1 protein-coding gene is annotated in these 657 nt (G+C 79.6%); it reads right to left on the bottom strand.

Annotated features, from left to right (window positions below; translation table 11 throughout):
- Positions 1–657: aKG-HExxH-type peptide beta-hydroxylase (locus EEJ42_RS31035; protein WP_246097509.1), on the bottom strand; the 657-nt coding region annotated here is incomplete at both ends.

The following is a 657-nucleotide window of genomic DNA, read 5'->3' as shown; positions in this document are numbered from 1 at the left end:
GCGCGTGCCGCAGCCGCCACCGGACCCGGTGCCGGACCGCCGCCGACCGGGCTTCGGCGGCGGCCGCGGGCGCGATCCGGGTCGTCGCCCAGTCGGCGAGCGTGCGCCGCATCGCGTCCAGCAGCAGGCGGCCCTCGGCGGTCGGCCAGGGGGAGCGGGCCAGGACCGCCACGGTGTCGGCGGTGGGCCGCAGCCAGCGGGCGAAGTGGGTCTGGGCCGTGTGGACTTCCTCCTCCGTCCCCGCCCGCAGGGCCTCGTCGCGCCAGAAGCCGGTGACCGCGAGGAAGGCGTACGCCCCCTGGAGCAGCCCGGCGGGCGGCCGCGGATCGTCCCGCCAGGGGGCGTACGCCCGTAACCCCGGCGGGGCGTCGAGCAGGTCGGCCACCGTCAGCAGGGCGGACAGCTTCGAATGCTGGGCCTCGTGCACCAGCGCCGCCGCCAGCGACCGCGCGTCCGGGTGCGGGGAGAGTCCCACCGCGCCGACGGCGTCGCCGTAACTGGCGCTGGTCCAGGACGAGGGCCCGGTCAGCGGCACGAGCGAGGCGACGGTCGCCGCCACGTCCCGCGCCCGCGCGGGGTGACGTTCCGCCAGCAGCGCCCACGCCGCCGCGGTGTCGGCCCGCCAGGCGCGCCGCTCCGCCGCGTCGAGGGGGCGCG

The organism is Streptomyces botrytidirepellens, assembly GCF_003721215.1.
Classification (GTDB): domain Bacteria; phylum Actinomycetota; class Actinomycetes; order Streptomycetales; family Streptomycetaceae; genus Streptomyces; species Streptomyces himastatinicus.
This window is presented reverse-complemented; position numbering and strand designations above follow the sequence as displayed.